The following is a 17418-nucleotide window of genomic DNA, read 5'->3' on the forward strand; positions in this document are numbered from 1 at the left end:
AGATTACATACCGATCAGCTTTACAATTTGATTGGCAACGATTTTTGCGCTCTGGTCATCGGTGTGCACAACAAAGTCGGCAACCTCTTCATACAGGGCATTGCGCTCTTGTGCCAGACGTTCCAGCACTTCGCGTGCCGGTTCTTCGGTCTGTAGCAGAGGGCGGCGTTTGTCTCGCTGTGTGCGCGCCAGCTGCTTTTCGATAGTGGTTTCGAGGTAGACCACGATGCCACGAGCAGACAACTTGTTGCGGGTTTCGCGACTCTTGATGGCACCGCCACCCGTCGCCAGCACGATACCCTGCTGCTCTGACAATTCGCCGATCACCTTCTCTTCGCGAATCCGGAAACCTTCTTCGCCTTCAACATCGAACACCCAGCCGATATCAGCACCACTGCGGCGCTCAATCTCATGATCTGAGTCGAAAAACTCCATATGCAGTTGTTCTGCCAGATGTCTACCTATGGTGCTCTTGCCCGCACCCATGGGACCTATCAGGAAAATATTGCGTTTCTCAGCCATGTCTTTTCGTTAGTAATTACAAACTGTACGACCCCGATGAATACTGGATCGGGGTACCTATGAACCTTATCTTGCGATGGATCAGGAGGGGGATTATCTCAATAGATATCGGGACTGGCAACCGCAGCCCTTACGCCCCAGCCTCATTGGGGCGTAAGGTTATATGTGTTTTACCCTCACATGTAAAGCATTCAGAAGGCGTCGGTGACTATCTTGGGCGTCACGAAAATCAGCAACTCCCGCTTTTTGTTCTCGCTGGTGGTCTTGCGGAACAAGGCCCCCAATCCGGGAATATCACCCAGCAGCGGCACCTTGGTCACATCGCTCTTGATGGTCTGCTGATAGATACCGCCGAGCACCAGCGTCTCGCCATTATTGACCAGCACCTGAGTGGTGATGGACTGGGCGTTGATGGAGACAGCATCACCGGTACCGGTCGGTACCGTTTCACCCTTGGTATCCTGGGTCACGGTCAGGTCGAGAATCACCCGATTGTCAGGGGTGATCTGCGGGGTAACCTTCAGGCTCAATACCGCCTTCTTGAAGGTAACCGAGGTAGCACCACTGGAAGAGGACTCCACATAGGGGATCTCGGTACCCTGCTCGATCAGCGCCGGTTTCTGGTTCGCCGTGGTCACCCGCGGACTGGCGATAATCTCGGCCTTGCTCTCTTTTTCCAGCGCCGACAACTCGAGATCCAGCAAGGTGCCATCAGCCAGACGAGCGACCTGAAATGCCAGGGTGCCAGCGGCATTGGTTACCGGTAGATTGACATTGAGACGCTGATCCAACGCAGCCGGGTCCCGGGTTATGGCAGAGTTACCATTATCATTACCAGATGAATCATTGCCTTCGATAGAACCGGACGTACTGTTGCCATGACCATCGTTTTTGGTCACCCCCCACCGCACCCCGAGCGCTTCATCAAAACCATCATCAATGGTCACCATCCGCGCCTCGATAACCACCTGCTTGACCGGAATATCGAGAATATCGAGCATCCGCTTGATGCTGCTGATGACATCGGCGGTATCCTTGACCACCAGCACGTTGGTTCGCTCGTCCACGCTCACCGCACCACGGGGTGAGAGCAACTTGGTACTTTCGGAAGAGAGCAGGGCCGCCACTTCCGAGGCCTTGGCATAGTTTATCTGCAGATACTCGGTATAGAGCGGGGCCAAATCGGCAACCTGATTTCGGCTCTCCAGCTGTTGCTTCTCGCGTGTTGCGATCTCTTCCGCTGGCGCTACCAGCAAGATGTTGTTATCCAACCGCTTATCCAGACCCCGCACCTTCAAAATAAGGTCGAGCGCCTGCTCCCACGGCACCCCATCCAGACGCAGGGTAATATTGCCTGATACCGAATCTGTGGTTACCAAGTTAAGGTTGTTGAAATCGGCAATCAGCTGCAATACGGTACGGACTGGAATATCCTGAAAGTTCAATGAGATGGGCTTGCCCTGATACTGCTTGGATGCCGTGGCCGTCGTCCGCTTTTTCACCTCGATAATGAAGAGCTTGTCTGCCTGATCGTAACGGTAATCAAACTGACCATTGATCGACAGTTCAAACAGGGTATCGCTGCCCTGCCGGGAGACTTCAACCTGAGAGACCGGCGTTGCAAAATCCTGCACATTGATCAGATTAAGCAAGCCATCCGGTACCCGAGTGCCATGAAACTTGGCCAGTACAGTCTGGCCGCGGCTGCTGACATCGACGGCGGCCGAGCTGTTATCCAGCGTGACCAGAAACTCCCCCTGGCCATCCTTGCCACGACGAAAATCCACACCGGTAACCGAGTTGAAGTAGGCGCCGCCCCCACTGCTTTGATAGTTGTTAAGCACCGGCTTGCTGGCGGGCTGTGTTGCTACCGGCGTTGTCACGGGCGCAACAGGCATCGACCGGGCAACGACTTGAGGATTGATCAACGCCGAGGGAGAAGGTGTGGCCACCATCGCAGAGGGCGCTGGCACAGTAGTAACCGAGGTTGCGGGTGCAATCAGCGTGCTCTCACCATTGATGAGCCCGGAAGAGGCCCCCTCGCCCAATGACACCAGTAATTTGTTCCCCTGTTGCTGCACCTGATAGGGAGCAAGCTGATCGAGTGCGATCTTGATATCCAGACCTGCGCCCTTACCCTCAACCTTGATATTATCAACCCCCAGGCGCTGGATCGGCAGCGGGTTCACTTTCAGCGCCCCTACCGCACCGGGAACATGCAACAACAGCTGATTGGGTTGGTAAGAGAGACGATCGGTAAAGCCCGTGACCGGCTCACTGAAACTGAGCTCCACCAGCAATTGATCGGCCAGCAGCGGATTGACCTTGATCTCCTGCAGGGTTGCCACTGCCCACGCCTGACTGAGGGCGCTGGCGCAAAACAGCAAAGCCACTTTGGATACACTCTCTATTGTTGTTCTCATTGCTGTTCGTCCCTGATTATTGTTTTTCTTGCACATTGGCCATCGCCAACTGGGTTTCTCTTGTTACCCAGCACCCCTTCCCGTCCGGAATGGTTTCCAGCAAATCCACGGCAGTGTCAGTGATCTTGATGACCCGGCCCTGATCAAGCCCCATATACTGGTTGAGTCCGACTCGCATCGATTTGCCATCCGGGGTGCTGATCAAGGCCCACAACTGACCTGCCTTACCCAAAGAACCATGCATCGACAGACTGGCCAGCGAATAATTTTCCAGCACCTCTTTCTCACGATCCATCAGGGTCTGAGCACAATCCGGCTGGGACTTGGTAGTGCTTGTGCTTCCGACCGTCGCCTCAGGCTGAGGAACCATGAAGGGGCTGCGCAGCTCGCGTTGCTGGTAGTGCATAGGGGCAAAAGGCTTCAGCTCGGGCAAGGGCTCGATAGGTATGGGTGGCCTTGCTTTGGTCTGGGCGACATAGCTATCCATGTCCTCCTGGCCACCACACGCCGCCAGCAAGAGGGCAGGCAATAACCAGCAGATGCGTCTCATTGTTTCGGCTTCACTGTTTTACCGTTGTACTTGTAGGTCTTTGCCAACATCGACATCGAAATCAGCTCCCCTTCATCCTTGCTCTGACCCAGAGTGAAGGAGTCAAGGATGACGATACGGGGCAAAGCGGCCATGTCAGCGGTGAACTTGCCAATTTCATGGTAAGTGCCCACGACTTCGATACGCATCGGTAGCTCTGTCGAAAACTCGTGCTTGACCTCGGGTTCCCAGTTGATCCGGTTCAATTTCAAGCCATTGTCGGTAGCAATAAAGCTGATATCGTCCAGCAGACCGGCGACCTCATGGGTATTGGGCAACTGCTTGAGCTGGGTATCAACCAGTTGCTCAAGCTGGACCATTTGTGCCTTGTATGCCCCCAGGTTGGCAGCCAGCATCGCCTTGCTTTCAAACTGGGCTTTCAGTTCGGTCTCTTTCCCCGCTTCCTGAGTCAAACTGGTCAGTGAGTTGGCAATCACGTAGTAGTAGATGGCTCCGCCGGTCAACACGCAGCAGAAAAAGATGAAGACCCCTTTTGCCCATTTTGGCCAGCTTGCTATGTCATTGATATCCAACTCGTTGAGTTGCTGAAGGTTCATTGTTGCTCCTTGGCCACATTCCCTGCAGCCGCAGCATTGTTGGCGATCAGGAACATCATGGAAAACTGGCTCAATGACACTGGCGCAACATCAGCCGCAAAAATAGTGCTTATCTTTGCCTGACCCAGCCAGCCGGAACCATCAATCCGCCGCATCATGCTGGCCACCCGACCATAGGCTTCGGTCTTGCCATTTACATCAATAATATTGTTCTGCATCGAGAGGGTGTTGAGGTAAACCCCGTTGGGCACCAATGAAGGCAGCTGATTGAAGAGGCGGACGGGCACATTGCGGCGCATCTGCAACTGCTCGATGAGCTGCATCCGATCGATCAGTTCCTTGCGACGCTCTTTGAGCAGACGGATCTCCCCCAGCTGGGCATCCAGAATAGTCATCTCCTGAACCAGCCGCTGGTTGCGCTGCTGCTGGGCGACGATCTGGCGATCAACCAGCCAGTTGGCAAAAAATCCCAACGCGACCGTGGCCAGCACAAAAATCCCCAGCAAGGCCCCGAACTGTTTCTTTTGGCGCTGGGCCCGGGCTTCACGCCAGGGTAGAAGGTTTATATTTGACATGGTGTGAAACTCCTCAGAGCCAACCCGAATGCCGTCATATATTTAGCACCATGTACCAGCTCGGCCTCCCCTTTCGGTTTGCCAAACAGGGCGAACAGATCCGGGTGCAACACCTCACAATTGACCTCTTCTTTTACCTGTACCAACAAACCGGGTAGCAGACTGCCTCCCCCCGTCAGCACCAGTTTTGCGATGTCGCGATAACCGGATGAACTGCAAAACAGCTGGATATTGCGCCGCACTTGCTGCAGCAGCGAGTTGATGTGGGGCATCAGCACATCCAGCTCATGGTCAACAGGCAAGGTACCTTTGGTTTTAGCCTGCTCAGCCTCATCCAGCGTCATGCCATAAAAGGAGGAGAGCGCCTGGCTGTACTGATCGCCGCCGAAGTTTTGCAAGCGGGAGTAGATCACCTCCCCCTTGACCAGCGCCGCAAAGGTCATGGCACTGGCACCTATGTCTATCACCCCGATTGGCCGCTCACTCTCCTGCAATTCGGGCAGACAGGCCACCACGGCACGCCCCAACGCATGGGCGCCCACATCCACCACCTTGACGGCAATACCGGCTTCGGCAAGGGCGCTGACCCGGCCGTTGACACTCTCGGTGCGGGCTGCACTCAGCAGCACATCCTGACGATCTTCACTGTTATTGGTGCTCAGCACCTCAAAGTCGAGGCTCACTTCATCGAGGGGGAAGGGAATGATCTGCTCGGCCTCCAGCTGCACCTGACTCTCAAGCTCCTTGTCGCTGAGGCGGGCATCAATCTGGATCACCTTGGTAATCACGTTGGAACCGGTCACCGCAGTGGCGGCATAGTCGCTGTGAGTTGGAATAAGACGCTTGAGGGTCTTGAGAGATTGGCTGACGCGCTCGATATCCTGCAATTGATAGTCAACCAGCGTCCCTTTCGGGGTGGCAATATCGGCGACCGATTCGAGATGAAGCTTGCCAGGTCGACCACTGAGGGTAACGGCCTTGATGGTCTGGCTGCCAAAATCAATGCCCACCAGAGGGAGGAGGGATCCCTTGTTAAAAAGCCCAAACATATACACATCCATGCGTTATTTGGTTTTATTCCTGAACAGAGTGTAGGACACCCGATCAGAGGAGTGCTTCACTCATCCTAAATGCTCTAACTATCAATGTCATAAAGTTTATGTCGAAAAGTGACCCATCTCGCTTTCTTCATGGCAAGTGGCCCTCCTTGGTTATTGCTCCCTGTAGTGCTAACCTCTCGCATCCTTTTGAGGTGGGTGGCTCGCCACAGGAAAACCTCGAATTCCCGATGGCAAAAGGGCTATACTCTGCGCCCGTTGGCTAATTTTAAGACGATTGGTAGTTCTTCCATGCTGAAATGGCTCGTTCGCCTGTTTATTGTCATGATGCTGGGTGCTGTGCTGGGTGTTGCCAGCCTCATCGGTATCTACTTCTATATCAAACCCCAACTGCCCGATGTCACCGCACTGCGTGATGTCAAGCTGGCAACCCCGATGCGGGTTTACAGCCGGGATGGGGAGTTGATCGCCCAATATGGCGAAATTCGTCGCATTCCGCTGCGTCTGGACGAAATTCCGCAACCCATGATCGATGCCGTACTGGCGACCGAAGATGCACGTTTCTATGAGCACCCGGGCATTGACCCGATTGGTATCATTCGAGCTGCATCCGTCTGGGCTGTTTCCGGCCATGCCCGTCAGGGGGCCAGTACCATCACCCAGCAGGTTGCCCGCAACTTCTTCCTGAGCAATGAGAAGACCATCATCCGCAAGATCAAGGAGGTCTTCCTGGCCTGGCGGATCGAGCAGAATCTCTCAAAAGATGAGATCCTCGAACTCTACCTCAACAAGATCCCCCTCGGTTATCGCTCCTTCGGGATCGGTGCTGCGGCACAGGTTTACTTTGGTAAAGAGGTCAAGGATCTGGGACTTGACGAGATCGCCATCATTGCAGGTCTGCCGAAAGCCCCCTCCATGCTCAACCCCATCCGCTCCCCCGAGCGCGCCTTTGCTCGCCGCAACGTCGTGCTGGGCCGGATGCTGGAAACCGGCAAGATCACCCAGGCTCAGTTTGACGAAGCGTCCAAAATGCCGATCAAGGCACGTTTTCACGGCGCCGAAGTGACCCTGCACGCCCCCTATCTGGGGGAAATGGTGCGCCAGAAGATGGTCGAGCAGTTCGGTGAAGATGCCTACACCATGGGCCTGCACGTCTACACTACCGTCTCTGCCGAACGTCAACGGGCAGCCAGACAGGCACTGCTGGATGGCGTCTTTGCCTATGATATGCGCCACGGCTATCGTGGCCCGACGGCTCAGTTGTGGAAGGCTGGCGAGACAGCCTGGGATTACGAGCAGATCGTCGCTCACCTTGGCAAGCAGCCCACTTATGATCCACTGATGGCGGCGGTCGTGACCAAGCTTGGTGATCGCAGCGCCACGCTGGTACTGAAAAATGGCAAGGAAGCAGAGCTCGGCTGGAACGGTATTAAATGGGCCCGCTCCTTTATTACCGACGACCGTCAGAGCTATGCCCCGAAATCGGCGCGCGATGTGCTGAAAGTCGGCGCCCAGATCTGGGTGCGGGAAGAGGGCGAAGAGTTGCTGCTGGCCCAAATCCCGGACGTCAACGCCGCGCTGGTTGCCATGAACCCGAAAAATGGCGCGCTGGAAGCACTGGTCGGTGGTTTCAGCTTCGAACTATCCAAATTCAACCGGGTCGATCAGGCGCGTCGCCAGATCGGCTCCAATATCAAGCCTTTCCTCTATGCGACCGCGTTGGAGCACGGCTATACCCTGGCGTCACTCATCAACGATGCGCCGATCAACCAATGGGATCCGTCAAAAGGGCCCATGTGGCAGCCCAAGAACTCCCCGGCCGTTTATGATGGCCCCACCCCGCTGCGTCTGGGACTGGCCAAGTCCAAGAACGTGATGTCGGTTCGACTGATGCGCGCCATCGGTCTGGATACCTATATCGACGGTTTAACCCGCTTTGGCTTCCCCCGCGACTTCATCTCTCCCCATGAGTCGCTGGCACTGGGCGCTGCCGAATTCACCCCCCTCGAAGTGGTACGTGGTTACTCGGTTCTGGCCAACGGTGGCTTCCTGGTGACCCCATACTTCATCGACAAAGTGACCGACAGTCTGGAGAACACCCTCTATCAGGCCAATCCTGCTATTGCTTGCACCACCTGCGAACAGCAGGCCGCGCCCGAGCAGAGCACACTGCCGGAGCCAACTGTTGATGGTGCCGCACAAGATGGCACGCAGACCCCGCTCGCGCCAACCATCGCCCCGCATACCATCAGTGCCCAGAGCGCATTCCTGATCACCGACACCCTGAGCACAGCCATCTGGGGTGGCAATGGCTGGCGTGGTACCGGCTGGCGCGCAGCCCGCGACCTGAAACGTCACGACATCTCCGGTAAAACCGGTACCACCAACGAATCGCGGGATGCCTGGTTCTCCGGCTACACCCCGGACATCGTTGCTACCTCATGGATCGGTTTTGACAACCACCAACGTGGCCTTGGCCGTGCCGAGTTTGGTGGCGGCGCCGCGCAGCCTATCTGGATCGACTTCATGAAAGTCGCCCTCAAAAAGCTGCCGGAGCACAAAATGCCGGTTCCCGAAGGGATCATGACGGTGAAGATTGATAGCGAAACCGGCCTGCTGGCAACCAGTGGCGGCACCGACGAATACTTCAAGGAAGGGACCGAGCCGACCCGCTACGCAGCACCGAGCTCGGATGGCAATCAGGTCTACGGCGGTGACAACCCCGATGTAGAAGGGCCTGTCTCAACCGACGATATCTTCTAAGCTGCTCTCGCGGCAGAAGCAAAACCGGCAGCCTTGGCTGCCGGTTTTTTTATTGGGCCAACTGCTTGCTCATCAGTGTGGCGATCGAGGCGGCCAACTCATTGAAGCAGGGGCGACGCACCGAGTAGTGGCGATAGAGCAGCGAGATGGTACGCCCCGGCACAGGGTCAACCACAGGACGATAGCTCACCCCTCCCTCATCATGATCAGCAGGTACAGCCAGCTTTGGCACCAGGGTCATGCCGCTACCGGCGGCCACCATGTTGCGCAGCGTCTCGAGACTGGTCCCCTTGAAACGTTGATCCTCACCTATCCCGCCGGCGAAACAGAATCCCATCGCCTGATCCCGCAAACAGTGGCCATCGGCCAGCATCAGCAATTTCTTGCCCTTGAGATTGCCAAGCGGCACCTGTCTGGCCTGTGCTTCGGGGTGATGGCAAGGCACCGCCAACCACATCGGCTCATGATAGAGCTGGATTGAACCAAACCCCTCCATCCCCGGCATCTCGGCCAGAATGACGCAATCCAGCTCCCCCTCTTCCAGCCGTTTGAGCAGGGTTTGGGTCTGCTCCTCATAGAGGTAAAACTCCAGCTGGGGAAAACGCTCACGCAGGGTCTGGATAATGCGGGGCAACAGGTAGGGGCCCACGGTCGGAATAAAACCGATATGGATCTCCCCTGACATCGGCTCGGAGAAGTGCTGACCGATGCTCTTGAGCTCGCGCACCTCCTTGAGCACCCGACGCGCCTGATGGGCCATGGCATCGCCAGCAGGTGTAAACAGCACCTTGCGCGAGGTACGTTCGATCAGAATGACCCCGAGTTCATCCTCCAGCTTGCGCAGCTGGCCGCTCAGGGTGGGTTGACTGACAAAGCAGCGTTCAGCGGCTTTGCGAAAATGTTTTTCCTCATCCAGCGCCACCAGATATTCGAGATCGCGAAGATTCATACAGCAAGAGTCCTGCCTGGAAAATGGGCCATCAGCATGCACAATATCGTCCGGCGGGACAAGTCATCCACTTGCAGTGAGCCTCTCTGGCTCCCCCTCCAAAACAGAAAAGCCCGATCACCTTGCGGTAATCGGGCTGTTTGGCTCGCCGAGGGATTACACCCTGAAACGGCGCACCATATCCTGCAACTGGGTGGCCAAATGGTTCAGCTCGTTGCACGCCTGAGCCATCTGGGTGGCACCAGCGGCCACCTCTTCGGAAGCATGGCTGATATTGACCACGTTGCGGTTGAGCTCCTCGCTCACCGCTCCCTGCTCTTCGGTGGCCGTTGCAATCTGGATGTTCATGTGGGAGATACTGCTGACCGAGCCACTGATCTGGGAGATGGACTCGCCCGCTTCCCGCGCGGTAGCAACCGTGGTGTTCATCAGCTCCTGACTCTGTTGCATGGTACTGCCGGCCTGTTCGGCACGCTGTTGCAACTCGGCAATGATGGTATTGATCTGGGAGGTGGAGTCCTGAGTGCGCTTGGCCAGAGTACGCACCTCATCGGCCACCACCGCAAACCCCCGTCCCTGCTCACCGGCACGGGCCGCTTCAATCGCCGCGTTCAATGCCAGCAGGTTGGTCTGTTCGGCAATGCCGCGGATCACCTCCAGCACCATGCCGATATTGCGGCTGTCATCCCCCAGTTGGCGGATCACCACCGCAGTGCTCTCGATAGCACCGGCGACCCGTTCAATACGTTGAATGGAGTCATTCACCGTTTGCGCACCAAGTTCGGCCGTCTCACTGGCCGAGGTGGCGGCACTGGCCGCATCGCTGGTATTGCGAGAGACCTCCTGCACCGTAGCCTGCATCTCATTCATCGCCGTCGCCAGCTGGTTCAGCTCATGTTGCTGGGAGTTCATATTGTCTGCTGACTGCCTTGCTACGGCACTGATCTCTTCTACCGCAGAGCTCATCTGTACAACAGAACCGGATACCTCCCCAACCAGTTTGCGCAAGTTTTCTTGCATCTGCGCAAAGCCTTTCGCCAGTTGTCCTAATTCATCCTGATTAAACGCATTCAACTCCACACGATGAGTCAAATCACCAGCCGCGACGCTACCAACAAGTTCCAGCAAGCGATTAACGGGTCTTTTGATTTGTTGACTCAAATACCATGCTATCAACATTACAAAGATGAGAGTCGCGGTGCCAGTCAAGATACTGAGGAATTTGGAGCTGGTGTATGCCTCCTCCCCTTGAGCATCCAACTCCTTGCCAATGCGTTCATTAATCTCTCGTAAATCCACAGTTAACTTTGTGGCTTGTTCCAGCGTGGTTCTGATATTCCCTTGCAGAATATCTCTTATCTTGTCGCTACCCTGTTTTACTGCCTGATATAACGGATCATGGGCTGCAAAATAGGCATCCCCTGCAGTTCTCAACGCGTTAAAAGTTTGCTCTTCATCAGCCGCATTAAAATCCAAGCCACCATAGTCAGCCGCAGCTTTATCGAACCGGATCTTGGCCTCCATCACACCTTGTTGAGTTCGTTCAATATCCGCGCTGTCGTTGTGGGCCATCGCAATCACCATAGATAATTGGAAACGCCGAGCATCAAGCAGTGCGATATGCATCTGACTTGCATAGCGAACAGAAGGGATCAGATTCTCTGCCAATACAGTGTTTTGTTGATTGAGATACGACAGTCGTGAGACGCCATACCCGGCAAGCAGGCATACGCACAGTGCCAGCACTGCAAAGCCAGTACTCAACTTCTGGCCTATGGACATATTCTGGAGCATAGATTCATCCTTAACTGCGTGTCATCGTTTAATGTCGGTTTTGATAGGTGCTATGGGGTCATGTTTTTGTAATTGAGCATAGCCGTAGAGCTGTGCTTTTGTAGTTTGCATAAACACCATATATCGCTATCGACACGCAGAGAGGGGCACTTTAACTACCGCAGACTATTAACGGTTTACTCTATTGCACGCAACAGTCGTGGGATCAGCAACTCCGGCTCCCCCAGATACTGGTTCACCTCTATCCTTTCGAGTTTTCCTCCTCGCTCTATACGCAAAGTAGGATAACCCTGACCACCCAGCCGTTTCATCCAGCCCTGGCTATCTGCCAGATGTTGCAGCAAGGGGGCCTGCAGATAAGCTTGCTGAAATGCCTCGGCTGCAATTCCCTGCTCTGCCGCCAGCGTGGCAAGAAACGCAAGCTCACCAATCCAGATCCCGTCCCGATAGTGGGATTGCTGGATCCGGTGCAACATGGCCAGCCCATCGCCCCCCAAGGCCGTGACGGCCAAAACCGCACGGATCGGCGGCTCGGAGTCCAGCAGACAGCCTTCCCGCAGCAGCAGTTCGTTAAAGTAGCGTTCGCCAAAATGCTGGCCGGTCAGCGCTTCGATCCGCTGATCATGGGGGCGCACATAATCACGCAATGCCTCGCCCATCGGCTGACGGCGACTCCCCATCCAGAGACCGCCCGCATGCAGATCGATCTTGAGCCCAGCAATGGTGGCTGCCGCCTGCAACAGGGGGGCGGCACCGTAGCACCAACCACAGAGCGGGTCATAGACATAATGGAGGGTGGTTTGTTGTTCGCTCATCTTTATTCTCGCTTCAATCTCGGATAAAAAACCGGGCCCTTAGGCCCGGTAAAAAAACACAGGGAAAGCAGGCTCAGTGGCTTACCACTTCATCTCGCCGGTATTGACCTTGGCACCGATGGCCAGACCATCGTCAACCGGCAGTGCCGGATAGGCTTTCTTCAGAGCCTCAATCAGCTCACCGGAGTTTTTCGCCTTGGCCAGCTCCTGTTCGAAACGCTCTACATAGTCACGGGTAAAGCTCACAGCAGCAGTGCCTTTGGGAGCAGTGCCCAGGAAGTGGCCCGGTACCACGCGCTCGGGTTTCAGGGCCAGCAGGTTGTCCAGCGCCTTGACCCAGTTGCTGCGGGCCGCCTTGGTCTGGCTGTCCGCCATCCAGACATGCACCCCGTGGTAAACCGGCACACCACCAAAAGCAGTCTTGATGGAAGGGGCCCAGAGGTAGGCATTCGGGGTATTCATCTCTTTGATTTCAATCTTCTCGCCATCCAACGTCAGGTGGCTGGCGGTCATCACTTGCGGTACGGTCAGGCTCTTCGGTGTGCCCTTGCCGAGGATCGGGCTCCAGTAGCTCAGCTTGGCATCCTTGGTTTGGTTAATGTGGTCAACCACATGCTGATCGGCCAGCACTTTGACATCCGGGAACGCCGCCATGACCGGCTCCAGACCGAAGTAGAAGTCGGGGTCACCGGCACTGATATAGACAGTGGTCAGCTTCTTGCCGCTCTTCTTGATCATGTCGACCAGAGCCTGACCATTTTGCACATCGAATTGGGCATCGATCAGGATGGCCTCTTTGTCACCGGTCACCAGTGAGGAGGAGACCGGGAAGATCGCCTTCTCGCCAGGGTTGTAGACGGTCACGCTCAGGGGGGAGGCCAGTACGGCGCCACTCAACAGGGTAGTAGCCAGAGTCAGGTTGCGGATCAGGGTGTTGTTCATCATCTATTCCTCATTAAGTATTCGGGGGTTCATTTGATGGACACAGTGTATTGGATCACTTAAGGTGCAAATACAGCATAAAAAGCGCATCACTGTTGCACATATCGAACATATAGAGAGCCGTACATGGATCGACTGACCGCCTTGCGGGTCTTTGTCAGCGTAGTCGAACAAGGGAGCCTGAGCGGCGCCGGAGAGAAACTGGATATGTCGCGCGCCATGGTGTCGCGCTATCTGGCCGAGCTGGAGAGCTGGATGGGCGCCCGCCTGCTGCACCGCACCACCCGTCGTTTGAGTCTGACCGGACCGGGAGAGGAGGCGCTGAACCGGGCCCGCGCCATGCTGGCGCTCGGCGAAGAGATGGAGCAGATCGCCGTGAAGGGGGATGACGCCCCCAAGGGACAACTGCGGATCACCAGCAGCTACTCCCTGTCAGAAGCGCTGCTGGTCGGGGCTGCCAACGACTATCTGACGCAATACGCGGGGACGGCCATCGACATTCTGCTGCTCGACAGAACCGTCAATCTGGTGGAGGAGCGGATCGATCTGGCGGTGCGCATCACCAACGACCTCGACCCCAATCTGGTGGCACGCCGTCTCGGCACCTGCCACTCGGTAGTCTGTGCCAGCCCGGCCTATCTGGCCCGTCATCCGATGCCACACAAGGTGCAGGATTTGGCGCTGCACAACTGCCTCACCTACACCTACTTCGGCAAGAGCCTGTGGGAGTTCAATGGACCGGATGGCCCCGAGTCAGTACCGGTCAGCGGTAACCTGAGCGCCAATATCTCCAACCTGCTGCTGGAAGCAACACTGGAAGGTGCCGGGATCAGCCTGCAACCCCGCTACTCGGCCCAACCCTATCTGGAGCGCGGGGAACTGGTGCCCCTGCTGACCGACTGGCAACCCAAGCGACTCGGGGTCTACGGGGTGTATGCCACCCGCAAACAGATGTCGCCACTGCTGCGCAGCTTCCTCGATTTTCTGCTGGCCCGCATGGCGGCGGATCCCATCTGGCAGGAGTAAGCACTCCGCACACCCAAACATAACGAAGGGGCCGCTGCGGGCCCCTTCTTCACTCTGATCCCTTGATCAGGCTTCAAATCCGAATGGTTCTGAGTGCGGCGCTTCCGGCTGCGCACTCTCGTCCAGGAAAATATCCCGATAAGCCACATAGATGGAGTAGTTGAGCGCCGGGATCACCACCAGCAGACCGACCAGCAACAGCACAGCGCCAAACAGCAACAACATGGCTGAGAGCAGCCCCCACCAGAAGAAGGGAAAAAAATTGCGCCAGCAGCCGAAGAAGCTCAGCCGTACCGCCTGGATGATGCCGATATCGTGGTGGAAGATCAGCGCAGGAGCAAAGGTGACCCCCATCAGCACGGGAATGATGAGCAGCATCCCCACCAGCAATACCAGCAGCAGTTGTTGCAACTGGCTGGCTGAGACCACCATGCTCTCGGGATCCTGCGTCAGCAGCGGGAGCAGCCCCCACATGGAGAGCAGACCGAGACAGACGAGGCCCACCAGGCTAAACAGCAGCAACACCAGCAGACCACCTAGCATCAGCGGGGTCAGCTTGTGGCGAAAACCGGCGAAGAGATCGGCAAACTGCAACGGCTCCCCCCGATAACCCCGAGCGGCGACCGCCACCCAACCCGCGCCCCACACCATGTAGAGCAGCTGGGAGATAAGGCCACCCGCCGGCAGTTGCTCCAGCAGCATACCCACCATAAACCAGACCAGCACCATGGCTACGCTGATCCCCATCCCCTTGTTGAAGATATCGAACCCGCTGCGAACCCAGAGCCAGCCACGACCTGTCGTGTACCGGGCCGGCGTGGTGCGCAAAGGGGGTAATCCGTTCATATCGTCTCCTCGGAGTGTCGGTGGCATCAGTGCCGGAAGCCGATTCTAGAGCCAGGGCGGGGGCGACTCAATGGCGAAGCGGCCCGACCACGACATAAAACCTGACGCAGCTATGCACAAAAGGGGCGTCAGCCACGCCTCGCCTCTGGCTGCCCCGACCATAACGAGGCACAATCTGTCCCCTCCCCCAGCCGCGCCAATCATGGCCAGCATGTCGTGATCACCCTTTAGTGATCGACGAATACCGGACAGGGGGTTGTCATCCCGCCATCCCGGGCGTTTTAACATCGCGTGGTATCGTCATGAGAGTTGTGTGTTGTCTGTTGTTGTTACTGGCCAGCCAGTCGGCCCTGGCCGAGGGTTTTATCAGTCGCCTGCTCAACCATCCGTTGCCAGGTGGCGTTGCGGTGATCCCTCTTGGCGCGTCACCCACTGCCCCCACGGCCCGCTTTCATGACAAACCCGTGCTGGTAGTGCGCGAAGACAACCAGTGGATCGCCATCGTCGGCATCTCTCTGAAAAGCACGCCCGGCGCCCAGCAACTGACCACAGGCGATGGCCGTACTCTCGGCTTCACCGTGACCCCCAAGCACTACCGCGAACAGCACATCAAGCTCAAGAGCAGCCGTCAGGTCAATCCACTCGCCGAGGATATGACACGTATCAACCGCGAGCTGGCGGAGCAGACCCGGGCTTACCAGACCTTCAGCCCCAACCAGCCGAGCAACCTGATGTTCGACAAGCCGGTCAACGGCCCCCTCTCCAGCCCGTTTGGCCTGCGTCGTTTCTTCAATGGCGAGGAGCGCAATCCCCACTCCGGCCTCGACTTCGCAGTGGGCGCCGGCACCCCGATCAAGTCCCCCGCCGCAGGCAAGGTGATCCTGATCGGCAACTACTTCTTCAATGGCAATACCGTCTTTGTCGACCACGGTCAGGGGCTCATCAGCATGTTCTGCCACATGTCGAAGGTAGATGTGAAGCTCGGCCAGAGCCTGCCACGTGGCGGCATCGTCGGGCGAGTCGGTTCGACCGGCCGCGCAACCGGCCCCCATATGCACTGGAACGTCAGCCTCAACGACACCCGGGTCGATCCCGCTATCTTTATCGGCGCCTTCAAGCCCTGAATCGGCAGAACCCGTTAACAAAACATCCTCTAACCAAAACAGGCAGCCTATGGCTGCCTGTCTGCTATCTGCACGTCGAACCTGATTACCTATCCGGCCAGCGCGTGGGCGCCGGACTCCCGACGCATCGCCCGCCACATCACCAACACCAGCAATGAGCTGCACGTTGGCAATGCCAGCCAGACCCCGGGCACGCCCCACAGGGTCGAGAATCCCCACAAGAAACCGCCGATCAGCACCAGCTTGCCACCGGTGAGCAGGGAGGCGATGCGGGCCCGGTTGATGGCCTGGAAGTAGGTGGCCCCCACCAGCAGCAAGCCCTCCATCGGCAGCCCCCAGAAGTAGAGCCAGATCCCGAGGCTCGCCACCGGCAGCAGGGTAGCGTTGTCCCCTGCAAACAGATAGACCGCCGCCTCCGGCCACAGATAAAGCGGGAACATGGCGCACAGGGCGATCCCCAACGTCACTCCGAGTGCCAGATTGCGGATCCTCAGCACCCGCAGCCAGTGACCGGCGCCCGCGTTGAAGCTGGCGATGGGCTGGATACCCATGGCGATCCCCTCGAACACCAGGTAGAAGAAGGCCTCGGTGTAACTGATCACCCCGTAGGCCGCCACATGCAGCGAAGTGCCAACCGCCAACAACGCCTTGTTGTGCAGCGCCAGCACTACCGAGAGATAGAGGTACATCAGAAAACTGGAGACCCCGAGGCGCACCGTCTCGCCCATCAGCCGCAGATCGGGGCGCAAGGTGTCCCAGCTTATCCGCAGCTGGCTGCGCGGTGTGAAGAAGTGCCACAGGCAGGCGAGGCCCGTCACTGCCTGGGAAAGCATAGTGGCCGTCGCCACCCCGGCCAGTCCGAACGGAAACACCACCATCAGCAGATAGTCGAGCAGCACGTTGAGCAGCCCCCCGACTACCATGATGAGGGTGACAAATCCGGGGCGGCCATCGTTGCGCAGCAGCGAGCTGAACGCCATCGACAGCACCGCAAAGACGCCCAGCCAGGCGTAGGTCTGCAGGTAGGAGAGCCCGGCGGTGAAGATCTCCCCCTCCGCCCCCATCCAAGCCAGCATGGGCTCACCATAACGGATCCCGATAAAACTGAGCAGTGCCGAGGCCAGCAACACCATCACCAGCGCATTGCCGACGATATGGCGGGCTTTGGCCGGGTTGCCCTGCCCCAGATAGAAGGAGACCAGCGACGAAGCCCCCATACCGATCAGCGCCCCCACCGCATAGAGCACGGCGCAGATGGGATAAGCCAACATCAGACCGGCCATGCCATCCTGACCCAGCACATGGCCAACGAAGATGCCATCGATGGTGACATAGATGCCGGTGATCAGCATGGCCGCCACGGTCGGGGTTACGTAACGCCAGAAAAGGCGAGATAGCGGGGCTGTGCCCAGATCAACAGCTGACATATTCGACT

15 protein-coding genes are annotated in these 17418 nt (G+C 57.1%); 3 read left to right on the forward strand and 12 right to left on the reverse strand.

Annotated features, from left to right (window positions below; genetic code table 11):
• Nucleotides 1–3 precede the first annotated feature (3 nt).
• From aroK to tapM, 6 genes are all read right to left on the reverse strand, one after another.
• Nucleotides 4–522, reverse strand: a complete 519-nt coding sequence (gene aroK / locus A9G06_RS01785) for a shikimate kinase AroK (protein WP_005335014.1) — start codon at nt 520–522, stop codon at nt 4–6.
• A gap of 191 nt (nt 523–713) precedes the next feature.
• Nucleotides 714–2945, reverse strand: coding sequence for a type IV pilus secretin PilQ family protein (pilQ, locus tag A9G06_RS01790; protein ID WP_069554082.1), 2232 nt, complete (start codon nt 2943–2945; stop codon nt 714–716).
• 16 nt (nt 2946–2961) lie between these two features.
• Nucleotides 2962–3495, reverse strand: coding sequence for a pilus assembly protein PilP (locus A9G06_RS01795; protein ID WP_069554083.1), 534 nt, complete (start codon nt 3493–3495; stop codon nt 2962–2964).
• The gene (gene tapO / locus A9G06_RS01800) at nt 3492–4091 is read right to left on the reverse strand and encodes a PilO family type IV pilus biogenesis protein TapO (RefSeq protein WP_069554084.1); all 600 of its coding nucleotides are present in this window, start codon (nt 4089–4091) and stop codon (nt 3492–3494) included. The genes A9G06_RS01795 and tapO overlap by 4 nt, the downstream gene beginning before the upstream one ends.
• Nucleotides 4088–4666, reverse strand: a complete 579-nt coding sequence (tapN, locus tag A9G06_RS01805; RefSeq protein WP_005353997.1) for a PilN family type IV pilus biogenesis protein TapN — start codon at nt 4664–4666, stop codon at nt 4088–4090. Before tapN ends, tapO begins: the two co-directional genes overlap by 4 nt.
• Nucleotides 4654–5715, reverse strand: coding sequence for a PilM family type IVa pilus assembly protein TapM (gene tapM, locus A9G06_RS01810; protein ID WP_040066887.1), 1062 nt, complete (start codon nt 5713–5715; stop codon nt 4654–4656). The genes tapN and tapM overlap by 13 nt, the downstream gene beginning before the upstream one ends.
• 300 nt (nt 5716–6015) lie before the next feature.
• On the opposite strand from tapM, the gene A9G06_RS01815 reads away from it, so the two are divergent.
• Nucleotides 6016–8487 carry a penicillin-binding protein 1A gene (locus tag A9G06_RS01815; RefSeq protein ID WP_042054572.1) on the forward strand — a complete coding sequence of 824 codons (2472 nt, stop codon included), beginning with the start codon at nt 6016–6018 and terminating at the stop codon, nt 8485–8487.
• A 49-nt stretch (nt 8488–8536) separates the two neighbouring features.
• Here the strand turns inward: A9G06_RS01815 and oxyR are convergent, their stop codons facing one another.
• The 4 genes from oxyR to A9G06_RS01835 all read right to left on the reverse strand — a co-directional run bounded on the left by oxyR (nt 8537) and on the right by A9G06_RS01835 (nt 12987).
• On the reverse strand, nt 8537–9436 hold the full coding sequence (gene oxyR, locus A9G06_RS01820) for a DNA-binding transcriptional regulator OxyR (RefSeq protein ID WP_005354003.1): 900 nt from the start codon (nt 9434–9436) through the stop codon (nt 8537–8539).
• 156 nt (nt 9437–9592) lie between these two features.
• Nucleotides 9593–11230, reverse strand: coding sequence for a methyl-accepting chemotaxis protein (locus A9G06_RS01825; protein ID WP_069554085.1), 1638 nt, complete (start codon nt 11228–11230; stop codon nt 9593–9595).
• A 176-nt stretch (nt 11231–11406) separates the two neighbouring features.
• Complete coding sequence (locus A9G06_RS01830) at nt 11407–12045, reverse strand: DsbA family protein (protein WP_069554086.1); 639 nt, start codon at nt 12043–12045, stop codon at nt 11407–11409.
• A gap of 81 nt (nt 12046–12126) precedes the next feature.
• The gene (locus A9G06_RS01835; RefSeq protein ID WP_069554133.1) at nt 12127–12987 is read right to left on the reverse strand and encodes a Vmh family MBL fold metallo-hydrolase; all 861 of its coding nucleotides are present in this window, start codon (nt 12985–12987) and stop codon (nt 12127–12129) included.
• 126 nt (nt 12988–13113) lie between these two features.
• Between A9G06_RS01835 and A9G06_RS01840 the strand changes: the two genes are divergently transcribed.
• Nucleotides 13114–14013: a LysR family transcriptional regulator gene (locus A9G06_RS01840; RefSeq protein ID WP_069554087.1), complete on the forward strand. Its 900-nt coding sequence runs from the start codon at nt 13114–13116 to the stop codon at nt 14011–14013.
• A 66-nt stretch (nt 14014–14079) separates the two neighbouring features.
• On the opposite strand, the gene A9G06_RS01845 is transcribed toward A9G06_RS01840, so the two are convergent.
• The gene (locus tag A9G06_RS01845; RefSeq protein ID WP_069554088.1) at nt 14080–14859 is read right to left on the reverse strand and encodes a BPSS1780 family membrane protein; all 780 of its coding nucleotides are present in this window, start codon (nt 14857–14859) and stop codon (nt 14080–14082) included.
• A gap of 302 nt (nt 14860–15161) precedes the next feature.
• Between A9G06_RS01845 and A9G06_RS01850 the strand changes: the two genes are divergently transcribed.
• On the forward strand, nt 15162–15983 hold the full coding sequence (locus A9G06_RS01850; protein WP_069554089.1) for a peptidoglycan DD-metalloendopeptidase family protein: 822 nt from the start codon (nt 15162–15164) through the stop codon (nt 15981–15983).
• 89 nt (nt 15984–16072) lie between these two features.
• On the opposite strand, the gene A9G06_RS01855 is transcribed toward A9G06_RS01850, so the two are convergent.
• On the reverse strand, nt 16073–17410 hold the full coding sequence (locus A9G06_RS01855; RefSeq protein WP_069554134.1) for an MATE family efflux transporter: 1338 nt from the start codon (nt 17408–17410) through the stop codon (nt 16073–16075).
• Nucleotides 17411–17418 lie beyond the last annotated feature (8 nt).

The sequence above is a fragment of the Aeromonas sp. DNP9 genome (genome assembly GCF_001728955.1).
Lineage (GTDB): Bacteria > Pseudomonadota > Gammaproteobacteria > Enterobacterales > Aeromonadaceae > Aeromonas > Aeromonas veronii.

Excerpts from the sequence above, each read along its gene's own strand:
- pilQ (WP_069554082.1), bottom strand. The coding sequence starts at position 2,945 with ATGAGAACAACAATAGAGAGTGTATCCAAAGTGGCTTTGCTGTTTTGC.
- tapM (WP_040066887.1), bottom strand. The coding sequence starts at position 5,715 with ATGTTTGGGCTTTTTAACAAGGGATCCCTCCTCCCTCTGGTGGGCATT.
- aroK (WP_005335014.1), bottom strand. The coding sequence starts at position 522 with ATGGCTGAGAAACGCAATATTTTCCTGATAGGTCCCATGGGTGCGGGC.
- A9G06_RS01855 (WP_069554134.1), bottom strand. The coding sequence starts at position 17,410 with ATGTCAGCTGTTGATCTGGGCACAGCCCCGCTATCTCGCCTTTTCTGG.
- tapO (WP_069554084.1), bottom strand. The coding sequence starts at position 4,091 with ATGAACCTTCAGCAACTCAACGAGTTGGATATCAATGACATAGCAAGC.
- A9G06_RS01845 (WP_069554088.1), bottom strand. The coding sequence starts at position 14,859 with ATGAACGGATTACCCCCTTTGCGCACCACGCCGGCCCGGTACACGACA.
- tapN (WP_005353997.1), bottom strand. The coding sequence starts at position 4,666 with ATGTCAAATATAAACCTTCTACCCTGGCGTGAAGCCCGGGCCCAGCGC.
- A9G06_RS01840 (WP_069554087.1), top strand. The coding sequence starts at position 13,114 with ATGGATCGACTGACCGCCTTGCGGGTCTTTGTCAGCGTAGTCGAACAA.
- oxyR (WP_005354003.1), bottom strand. The coding sequence starts at position 9,436 with ATGAATCTTCGCGATCTCGAATATCTGGTGGCGCTGGATGAGGAAAAA.
- A9G06_RS01830 (WP_069554086.1), bottom strand. The coding sequence starts at position 12,045 with ATGAGCGAACAACAAACCACCCTCCATTATGTCTATGACCCGCTCTGT.
- A9G06_RS01835 (WP_069554133.1), bottom strand. The coding sequence starts at position 12,987 with ATGAACAACACCCTGATCCGCAACCTGACTCTGGCTACTACCCTGTTG.
- A9G06_RS01795 (WP_069554083.1), bottom strand. The coding sequence starts at position 3,495 with ATGAGACGCATCTGCTGGTTATTGCCTGCCCTCTTGCTGGCGGCGTGT.
- A9G06_RS01825 (WP_069554085.1), bottom strand. The coding sequence starts at position 11,230 with ATGCTCCAGAATATGTCCATAGGCCAGAAGTTGAGTACTGGCTTTGCA.
- A9G06_RS01850 (WP_069554089.1), top strand. The coding sequence starts at position 15,162 with ATGAGAGTTGTGTGTTGTCTGTTGTTGTTACTGGCCAGCCAGTCGGCC.
- A9G06_RS01815 (WP_042054572.1), top strand. The coding sequence starts at position 6,016 with ATGCTGAAATGGCTCGTTCGCCTGTTTATTGTCATGATGCTGGGTGCT.